This is a genomic window from Bacillus sp. S/N-304-OC-R1 (genome assembly GCF_019749375.1).
GTDB lineage: Bacteria > Bacillota > Bacilli > Bacillales > Cytobacillaceae > Cytobacillus.
Genome location: NZ_JACWFE010000019.1, coordinates 9014 through 18325, shown reverse-complemented (window position 1 = coordinate 18325; position 9312 = coordinate 9014). Strand labels below are relative to the sequence as shown.

Annotated in this window: 14 protein-coding genes; 5 read left to right on the top strand and 9 right to left on the bottom strand. The window is 39.5% G+C overall.

The window, feature by feature from the left end; all coding sequences use genetic code 11:
* Positions 1-337: 337 nt before the first annotated feature.
* From H0173_RS15705 to H0173_RS15675, 7 genes are all read right to left on the bottom strand, one after another.
* On the bottom strand, positions 338-904 hold the full coding sequence (locus H0173_RS15705; RefSeq protein ID WP_221847453.1) for a site-specific integrase: 567 nt from the start codon (positions 902-904) through the stop codon (positions 338-340).
* A 182-nt stretch (positions 905-1086) separates the two neighbouring features.
* The gene (locus H0173_RS15700; protein ID WP_221847452.1) at positions 1087-1665 is read right to left on the bottom strand and encodes a M15 family metallopeptidase; all 579 of its coding nucleotides are present in this window, start codon (positions 1663-1665) and stop codon (positions 1087-1089) included.
* A 15-nt stretch (positions 1666-1680) separates the two neighbouring features.
* Positions 1681-1812: a YvrJ family protein gene (locus H0173_RS15695; RefSeq protein ID WP_221847454.1), complete on the bottom strand. Its 132-nt coding sequence runs from the start codon at positions 1810-1812 to the stop codon at positions 1681-1683.
* A gap of 67 nt (positions 1813-1879) precedes the next feature.
* Positions 1880-2095 (bottom strand): DUF2922 domain-containing protein, encoded by a 216-nt coding sequence (locus H0173_RS15690; protein ID WP_221847451.1) that lies wholly within the window; start codon positions 2093-2095, stop codon positions 1880-1882.
* A gap of 39 nt (positions 2096-2134) precedes the next feature.
* Positions 2135-2566: a DUF1659 domain-containing protein gene (locus H0173_RS15685; RefSeq protein WP_221847450.1), complete on the bottom strand. Its 432-nt coding sequence runs from the start codon at positions 2564-2566 to the stop codon at positions 2135-2137.
* Positions 2526-3032, bottom strand: a complete 507-nt coding sequence (locus tag H0173_RS15680) for a hypothetical protein (RefSeq protein WP_221847449.1) — start codon at positions 3030-3032, stop codon at positions 2526-2528. Before H0173_RS15680 ends, H0173_RS15685 begins: the two co-directional genes overlap by 41 nt.
* A 338-nt stretch (positions 3033-3370) precedes the next feature.
* Positions 3371-5071, bottom strand: coding sequence for a methyl-accepting chemotaxis protein (locus tag H0173_RS15675; RefSeq protein WP_221847448.1), 1701 nt, complete (start codon positions 5069-5071; stop codon positions 3371-3373).
* A 417-nt stretch (positions 5072-5488) separates the two neighbouring features.
* Here H0173_RS15675 and H0173_RS15670 point away from each other — a divergent pair, with 417 nt between their 5' ends.
* From H0173_RS15670 to H0173_RS15650, 5 genes are all read left to right on the top strand, one after another.
* Entirely contained in the window at positions 5489-6289 is an 801-nt protein-coding gene (locus H0173_RS15670; protein ID WP_221847447.1) for a ParA family protein, read from the top strand.
* Entirely contained in the window at positions 6273-6569 is a 297-nt protein-coding gene (locus tag H0173_RS15665) for a hypothetical protein (protein ID WP_221847446.1), read from the top strand. The genes H0173_RS15670 and H0173_RS15665 overlap by 17 nt, the downstream gene beginning before the upstream one ends.
* Positions 6570-6834: 265 nt before the next feature.
* Positions 6835-6945 carry a YjcZ family sporulation protein gene (locus H0173_RS15660; RefSeq protein WP_221847445.1) on the top strand — a complete coding sequence of 37 codons (111 nt, stop codon included), beginning with the start codon at positions 6835-6837 and terminating at the stop codon, positions 6943-6945.
* Positions 6946-6987: 42 nt separating this feature from the next.
* On the top strand, positions 6988-7131 hold the full coding sequence (locus H0173_RS15655) for a YjcZ family sporulation protein (protein WP_221847444.1): 144 nt from the start codon (positions 6988-6990) through the stop codon (positions 7129-7131).
* A 310-nt stretch (positions 7132-7441) separates the two neighbouring features.
* Positions 7442-7534, top strand: coding sequence for a putative holin-like toxin (locus tag H0173_RS15650; RefSeq protein WP_221847443.1), 93 nt, complete (start codon positions 7442-7444; stop codon positions 7532-7534).
* A gap of 104 nt (positions 7535-7638) precedes the next feature.
* Here H0173_RS15650 and H0173_RS15645 read toward each other — a convergent pair whose 3' ends face one another.
* Together H0173_RS15645 and H0173_RS15640 are read right to left on the bottom strand one after the other, a co-directional pair.
* The gene (locus H0173_RS15645; RefSeq protein WP_221847442.1) at positions 7639-7761 is read right to left on the bottom strand and encodes an FbpB family small basic protein; all 123 of its coding nucleotides are present in this window, start codon (positions 7759-7761) and stop codon (positions 7639-7641) included.
* 248 nt (positions 7762-8009) lie between these two features.
* Positions 8010-9194: a replication initiation protein gene (locus H0173_RS15640; RefSeq protein WP_221847441.1), complete on the bottom strand. Its 1185-nt coding sequence runs from the start codon at positions 9192-9194 to the stop codon at positions 8010-8012.
* Between the last annotated feature and the right edge of the window lie 118 nt (positions 9195-9312).

Genomic DNA, 9312 nt, shown 5'->3' with positions numbered 1-9312 from the left:
TGTGAGTTGATTAGCTCATAAATGTCTTTTTTTAAGTAAAAAGACTAAAACGTTGACGTTTCTGCTTTGTTTAGTTTTCAAAGAACTAATTTTTCGAGACAGAATAATAATATATCATTTTGTTCTCGATTCGTCAATAACTTTTTTAAAATAGTTTTTAATTTTCGTTAGCGACAAGAATAAATTTTACACGACTTATTCCTTAAAGTCAATAACTTAATTGATATTTTTTAAAAAATTATTTCCTCACTGCATTTTCGCGGTGAGATTTACTATATTACTATCATAATTTCATTAAGTCAACAGTTTAAATAGTTTTTTTACTAGAGTAATATGGCTATAAATCCAGATTCAGCGTCACTTCATCCATTTCGTCTTGCGTAATGCCGATATACCTTAGCGTTTCCGCCTGGCTCGAATGATTCAGCAGCTTCTGGATCATGGATAAATCAACACCGTTTTTATAAGCGAAGTAGCCAAATGTTTTCCGCAGTGAATGCGTGCCAATGCGTTCACGGATCCCAACAGATCGCGCCGCATCATTCAGTAGCGCGTAGGCGTGCTGCCGGCTGATTCCTCCTCCTTTTTGGCTTAAAAACAAAGGATCAGTGGAGATTGCGCCAGGCCGTTCTCTTTCTATATATCGTTCTATTAATTTTCTAGTTTTTTTATTTAAAGCGATATAACGAGATTTGCCCGTCTTTCTTTCTCTTAGTTCCAGCCGGTCCGCAGCTCCCTGTTCTTTTAAAACATCCCCTATTTGAATAGCTAGAAGATCACTGATCCGCAGGCCTGTATTGATGCCTAAAACGAACAGCAGCTCATTTCTAAGCGAGGATGCGCGTAAAATCTTCTTCATCGCCTCAATTTTCTCCCTGTCCCGTATGGGCTGAACCGTATTCATAAATCTGACCTCCCCCCTTTTAAAAATGACATTAAAAAAGATTTTCACGCCTAAACAGCCCACTTCGAAGCGCTCTTTACCCCCTTATGGATGAACACTTCCTTCTATTATTAAAAATCTGACATAACTAGCTTATGTAAGATTCTTTCTTTTAAGAAAAAAAACCGCCAAGTTTCGGCGGATTAAGCATCTTTCACATAGACAAGCCAGCCAAATGTTTTCCGCAGCCGTTCAGCTGCTTTCTCGGCTTCCTGTTTATCTTTAAATGTTCCCGTCCATAGACGGTATTTTTTAGCCTCTTCCTTCTTCGTCACTGCTGGTTTCACCCCATTTCGCAATTGTGCTAGGGTGAGGCCGAATGTTTGCTGGAAGTGAGGGTAATCTCTAAAGCTTGTCCAGTCGCCGCCCCATTCGAGCCCAAGGGATTTGCCGATTTCACCAGCTCGCTTCCACCTTTGATCGACGAACCAATTCGGCACTAATTTGCCGCCGACAATATCACAGACACAGAAGTCAAACGCAAGGCCGAAATTATGAAAAGAATACCCCCCGCGTGCATTCGTCACAATTTTCCCTGGCTTTGTGCGGCCTTGCTCATATAGCGTATTCTGCTCCGCATAGGTGCGTAACCCTTGCGTGACAATAATAAAAATCCCTTCCGCATGCGCTTTTTCGATTAAAAGCCTAGCCCTCTCCGATACCGCCGCATGCACGCCAATTAGCTTCCCTTCAGATCGCTGAAGAAGATTGTTTACATCCATCCTTAGATCCTCCTTCTATTTAAGGGACATCGCCAGTTCCTGAATGGATTGCGACAGCTGATCGAGCTTCTTCTCCATCCGATGCAGCAAGTACAAGCTCACTAAAATCGGAAATCCTAATTGGCCTATCATCGTAACCCAATCCATGTTCTCCACTTCTTCCACTCCCTTTTTCGTAAAGTAAAACGGAAGGCAGAGCACCTTCCGTTTCTAATTAGAACAATTCAATATCCTGAGTCGTGCGGTCGACTAATCGGGCGCTATTCACACCAACTAAATCTCCGTTGCTTGATGTGAAAATATTCGCCTGAACCATTTTTTCCATCGCTGCCTTAATTTCAGCTGGGCTAATGGGATCCTTTGGGTTTCGAACAGACACCTTCACAGGCCCCTTTTCTCCTTCAAAGTTCAGCTCTAACGTTTTGCTCATCGCGGACAGCCTCCTTTCTCATCTTTTTAAAATCGTCTATTAAATTAAGACGTTCGTGTTAACGGTCGTAAATTCATACGGTGTGCCGTTGTACAAATCTGCAAGCGCATGAGCTGCCGCAGACAGATTTTCAGCCGTCGCGCTGTTTTTGATGTTGGCATACGAATAGCGCTTTACAATCGGCTTCCCCTTCTCATCCAGGCCCTCTTCAATCGCTAAAACAAGCGTTTTTTTGATCAGTGTTTCTCTGTTCACTAAGAATCCCTCCCTTCTATTACACACACTATATCCGCCCTTCTGTCTGCCCATCAAAGCGGCCAAAAGGCTGGTACACAGTGAAAACAGGGGATTTCGCTCTAGTTTTGCTGCTTTTGATTCCTTCATGAGACGCTCACGACGTCTTATGTTCAAAATAAAAAAAGACAGGAAATTATCCTGTCGAAAATAGCCAGCTTTTTCGATGAGGTTCATGAATCTCCCCAAAGCAAAGCTCAATACACCGGGCATTCTTTAATTGTTCAAAGCAAAACTTCTCGGAATGGAAAACAGAGATGTCATGATTGGAAAGCTGAATACTCGTTTTATGCGGCGATTCCTTTTGAAAGCCTAGAATTTGCCTCGCAATAAACCAGCCTACACGGCTTTGGCGCCCGATTGGTTCCCTCACCAAATAAGGAATTAAGGTAATTCCGTAAGAGAGAACAATAGGAACGAGCTTCGTTTTGCCGACCAGCTTGCCGTATCGTCTTTTATTGGCGGAAACACTCGTACCGAAATAATAGAGGAGTTTTTTTAGAAACTGTTCACTTTGAATCTCTAAAGCCTGCACCGATCCGTCTTTCATATACATCTCGATACAATCACCTTTATCATGCAAATTAACGGGGATAAATGCTTGTCCTGATGTTAAAAAGGTTTCAATTTTACTCCAGTCCACAAGATCATTCCTTTCCACCCATTCAATCTATAAAGTTAAAGTAGACCATTATTGCATTTGGGGCGACTTGTCTCATACGCCGGTAACACCGAAAAACACGGCAAAACGGCCCCAAAGTGCAGCGAATAGTCCCATTGTTGTCTGATTTGAAGGCAATAGCATATAAACCATTTTTCTAAGAAGAAAGAAATAAACGAAGAAACGAAGAAAACAACGTTGGAAGAAAGCTTATCTATTTATCATATCATATAGAACACAATAAAAGTTTGAATATTCAGTGTAATATTAAAGAATAAAGAAAAACAGAGCCTCTACGAGAAGCTCTGCTCTTTGCGATTCTACACCTTAAATTTATTCACCAATTCTTGCAGGTCTTCTGCCATTTTGGATAATGAAGCAGAAGTTGAAGCAATTTCCTCTATCGATGCCAGCTGTTCTTCAGATGATGAAGCGACATTTTGGGTATTCGATGCGGCCACTTGTGAAATGCTTGCCATTTCTTCGATCGAAGCACTCACTTCTTCTACACTGGCTGCCATTTCTTCCGTGACGGCTGAAGCTTCTTGAATCTGGGAAGCGACTTGTTCAACCGAGCTTAAAATATTTTGGATGCCTTCGCTTGTTTTATGAACAACTTCCATTCCGACTGCAACTTCATGCGTTCCTTTATTCATCACACTCACAGCATGTAACGTATCTTCTTGAATTTGTTTAATGAAACCGGCGATTTTAGTAGCAGATTCTTTCGATTGCTCCGCAAGGTTCCGCACTTCATCAGCGACAACGGTAAAGCCTCTTCCCTGTTCTCCTGCCCTTGCTGCTTCAATCGCCGCATTCAGCGCTAATAAATTCGTTTGATCGGCAATGCCCATAATCACTTCGGTAATATTGCCGATTTCTTTCGATTGTTCACCGAGGCGATTCACAACAGAAGCAGATGCATCTACCGATTCATGAATGATATCCATTTGTTTCATAATCATTTGAATCGATTCATTGCCTTTGTTTGCTTCTTTGCTCGTTTCCATCGCAGCTTCTGATACAGAAGCAGTCGTTTCAGCTACTTGCTGAATGCTTTCTGTCATCACTTGCATGGACTTTGAGCTTTCAACGGCTCCCTGTCCTTGCATCTCTGCTCCGATCGCTATTTCCTGAATAGCAGTTGTGATCTGGTTCGTTGCTTGTGTGGTTTGTTCGGCACTCGCTGTCAGCTCTTCAGAAGAAGCCGCAATTTGCTCAGATGTTAAGCTAATTTGCTGAATCATGCTTCTGAGATTATAGAGCATTTTATTGAACGAGCTGGCCAAATCCCCGATCTCGTCTTTCGATGTAACCGAAAGCTCTTTCGTGAGATCTCCTTCTCCTTCAGCGATCTCTTTTAATTGCATATTAATCGTTTTCATTGGACGCACAATCGTTCTAGTAAACAATAGGCTGCATACTATCGCAATCACGGTAGAAATCAGCAATACGATTGAAATCATAAATAATACGGATAGAACCGTTTCTTTAATCGAATGAATAGGTGGTCCGACCACCCACATGCCGATAATCTCCCCATTCGCGTTTTTTATCGGTTTATACATCGCTAAGAAGGTTTGACCTTTCAAAACGGTTTGTCCTGTATGAATTTCTCCTTTGTTCAGCACAATATCCGCTATTTCCGGATCTGCTTTTGTTCCGATTGTTCTGTTTCCATTTTCCTTTACAGTCGTTGATATTCGAATATCTCGCTGAAAAATAGTGACTGCACCATTTGTGATCTTCCCGAGTTCCTCCACCAGATCATAATCACTATTAATTTTATGATCTCCCTTATACAGAATCCCGTTTTGAATCGACCAGTCTCCCGGATAAGTCGCATCTAGCCAGTTATAGCCGATATCAGAGACCATGCTGACCTGATCTGTATAAATGTTCATCATTGCTTTTTCAATCTGGTACTTCGCGACTAAACTAATCGTGATCGACAAAGTAAGAATAATGCCAATCATTAAAAGATTGAACTTAGTCCCTATTTTAAATCCTTTAAATTTCATGCCATTACATACTCCTTATTTTGATGTAACCATGAATTATGTACGATTTATCCCCCATGATTAAGCCTATTTGCCTGCATCAATATTTTTGTAAAATACTCTAATCACAGAACCAAAATTATACAAAATTCAATATATTTTCCTTAATCCTCACAAGATTATAGCACCTTTTTACTATATTCATAGTATTAATCCTATTGTGGGAATATTTATAAAGTACTGAATAAATATATTGAAAAAATATCATCCGAGTAAAAAAGAAAAAGGGAGAATTAAAGCCCCCAAGAAACAAGCGAATTCCCTTAACAAGAAGAAAAAGGAAGATTACAATAAAAGAAGAAAGAAAGAAAAGAAGAAAACAACGTTGGAAGAAAGATTCTTGAGGAATTTTTGCGAAAATTAAAGGGGGTGGTATGGATGTCTTGTAAAGTGATCACTTTCGGCATCCAAAAAGGCGGTTGCGGGAAGAGTACGACAACCGGCATTGTTGGGCATTTGCTAAGAGAAGACGGTTACCGTGTGCTGGCGATTGATATGGACTCCCAAGGCAATTTGACGGAGCTTTTGACCGGGCAGCCATCGAATGAGTTTATTGGGAGATCTGTGCTTGAAGCGATGCAGCATCATGATGTGAAAAGCTATTTGGTGCCGATCGGCGAGAACTTGGATCTGCTTCCAGCCACCAACTTTTTAGCCACGCTGCCTCGCTGGATTTATACAGGGAAGACGTACAAGGGCGAAACGATCCCTTTTAGCGGAAACCCAAGTTTAATATTAGATAAAGTGTTAGAGCAGGTTCGGGACGGATATGACTTTATTATTATCGATACACCGCCATCCTTGAGCGAGCAGACCACAAACGCTCTTTGTGCAAGCGAATATGTCGTGGTGCTATTTGAAAGCTCCAACTGGTGCTACTCCGCCATTCCTAATTTTATGGACTCTGTTGAAAGTGCGAATGAATTTGGGAATCGCGATACGAAAGTCATCGGGATCCTCCGCACGCTGAACGATGTGAGGCGTACGGATGCCAAGGCATTCAATGAAATGATTGAAGAGGATTATCCGGACGCGGTGTTTCAAACGGTGATTACCCGAAAAGCACCCGTTGGCCGGCTAGCTCTGTATGGATTTAATGAAAATCCTGAACTGAAACAAGCGCTAGATCCCTATAAAAGCTTTTATAAGGAGTTGATTGAACGTGTCAAAGGTGAATGACATCAAGAACATGAAGCGCCAGCAGAGAGTCATGACTCCCACCCAGGCGTTAACGGAAATGGTCGGACAGGAAAACAACGAAGAAAACAACGTTGGTTTAAATAAAGAAATCAACGAAACAAGAAAGGAAGAAAAGAAAGTGGAAAGAAAGCGCGTATCCTTCGATTTACGAACAGATCTGCATAAGGAATTGAAAATGCAGGCATTGATGCAGGAGAAGAATATTTATATTTTAATTGAAGAAGCTCTGGAGAAGTATTTGAAGGAGAACGGAAAATAGGATAAGGGATCGAAAGGAATCAGCTTTTTGATTCCTTTTATTTTTTAGAAGAAAGGAAGAAACGTTTCTTTCTTCTTTTCTTTCTTCGAGTGCCAAATAGATGCAAGCACCCAGTAAGATCTCATTTAATTGGGTTATATGCTTATTTTTTTTAAAAAAGATCACCCAAAATGCTTGTGACTAAAGCATAGCCCATCTAACAAGCCCTTACACCTTTTACATTTAATCATATTTTATATAGAGACATTTTAAGGAGGGATGCAGTATGGGTGCTGGAGTTGGCGCAGGTTACGGCGGAGGTTTTGCTCTGCTGATTGTATTGTTTATTTTGCTTGTTATTATCGGCGCGTCCTTTTGGGGCGGCGGCTTTTACTAATTAAAGTTTAAAATTTAAAGTTCTTCGAAAGGGGGGATGCCTATGTTTGGCTATGGTGGATACGGTGGTTGCGGTTGTGGTTACGGTGGTTATGGCTATGGTGGTGTAGGTTTCGGCGGCGGCTTTGCTTTAATCATCGTATTGTTTATTTTATTAATCATCATTGGAGCAACGTTCGTTTGTTGATCAAAGCCCTTTAGATTCTGTGAAATAAAAAAAAGCCTTTACAGGCTTTTTTTTTTTGCTCTATTCAAGTTGTATGGAGGTAACATCATTATGGCGGTTTGGATACTGGCTGCTAATATCTAACTTATGCGTCAGTCAGGGAAAGAAACCCTAAAAAGGGAGCCCTTTTATTTTATATATCGAAAGGGAAGGAAGAAAGGAAGAAACGTTTATTTCTTCCTTTCTTCTTTTATTAACATGTTTAGGACCAAGCACTCAGTATAGGACAAGCTGGGATGTGGGAAGGCTTTAGGTGAGGAGGCGATCATGCATGGAGACGTTTGAAGCTTTGTCATTAATGATCAGCTTTGGGATGCTCGTAATCGCCGTTTTGCAATTTAGAGATAAGGATAAAAATTCTTGAACACGCTGAACAAAGCGTGTTTTTTGTTGCTTCACAAAAAAGGCTGCGGATGATTCGTCTGGATCACCCGCAGCCCTTTTAGCCGTTCAAAACATTCTTTAGCTCTACGCTAACTTTTTTATTTCGTGCCGTGCTTCTATCCGTTTCTCGATTTTTTCTAGCGCTTTTTTATCGTTCAATAGCTCTTGCTTATTTTCTTCAATCAGCTCTTTTAGTGTTTTTCGCATGTTGATACACCCTTTTTTGTATTAGTCAGAATATTCTTTACGTATATGATACACCTATTTTCACCTTATTAAACTTAATAATTTGAACATTTTGTGAATTCTTGAGCTTATTTGGCTGTTTTGGGATGCGTATTTTAGAAGGGGAAAATATACAAAAAGCCAATCGCAAAACCAATACCGGATCTTTCTAACGGTTTTGCGGTTGGCTTTTTTGTATTCAGTATTTCATCGGTCTGCTATTGTGCTTTTTATTTGCTTGGTATGGATTTTGGAGTCTTAATACTTAAAAACAACTCTTCCTTTAGCTGTTTATACATAGCTTTTGCCTCTTCTATAGACACTTGAAGAAGTCTTTGTATTTCTTCTATGGAAACCTCTTCTACGAACCAATCAGGAAGAGGCTCCTTTGTTTTACGCCAGTATTTAGTAAGATGGAATAAAATATCCACTTCATCTATTAAATCTTCATTTTCTTCTTTTTGATGTGGATCATCATTAATTAAAGCATAATCCATTTTTATCGCATTATATGTATATCCTCCAATAGACGCTATAATTGCTTTTCTTTCTTCTGCATACATGATATTTCGTTTGATTTGTTCTAAGGGATAAGTTTTAAAGATAAACTCGAATAAACGCTCATTGACCTTTAATTTTTTCAATCGCTCTTTCAGTTCTTCCGTTTCTGTTTGTTTAGGCGAGGAACTAGTAGAAGGATGTTTAATCATTCCCTTTTTGCTTTGAATATAAAAAACAACACTGTCCACCTTTCGCCCCTTTTTTTCCTCTTCAAACGTAAACGTAATATCGGTTTTTTCTGCTAATTCTTTTTGTGCTGTATGAATAACTCGATCTTTCAAGTGACCATATTGTTTATATTTTGTTTTTTCAATCCCCAATTTTTCCCGTAATTCACTGATCGTAAAGCTTCGCTTTCTTATACTCTCATATTGTTTTAATAGCTCATAAATACGAATAGAATAAACCGAGCTTAGTTGAATAACATTTTCTAGCTGATAGGTAGTGAAACGCTCTTTTAACTGAAGAAAAAACTCTTTTAAATCAGGATTAAACTTAAGGATAACTGTTCCTTCTTGTTCTTCATAAATGGAAGTAACGAGCCAGTTAGCAATCATGGTCTGATTTCCTTTTTGGAACTCAACTGTTTTTCCTTGTAATCCCTTTACCACATTTTTTATGTAAAAATACATACTTGTTTGATTGCCTATACCTATTTTGTCTATTAAATCTGTTACTCGAAATTTGTAAGGCTTAAAGTCCTCATCATTAGGCTGCACTTTACTAGCTGTTATTAATAAAATTCTCTGTTCCTGCATCGTGAGTTTGTATTGTGACTCGATGATAGAATTTGACTTAGTAATCCAATCTTTAGTATCGATTTCATAAATATCAGTTTCTAACTGTTTGATCATTTCCAACGATTCCTCCTGATAGGACAACCCAATAAGTTTCTATCACTAACTTACCATTCTGTGATGCTAGATTCAATGAATATATGGCGTTAAATTTGTGATAGTTAAGCGTTAAATT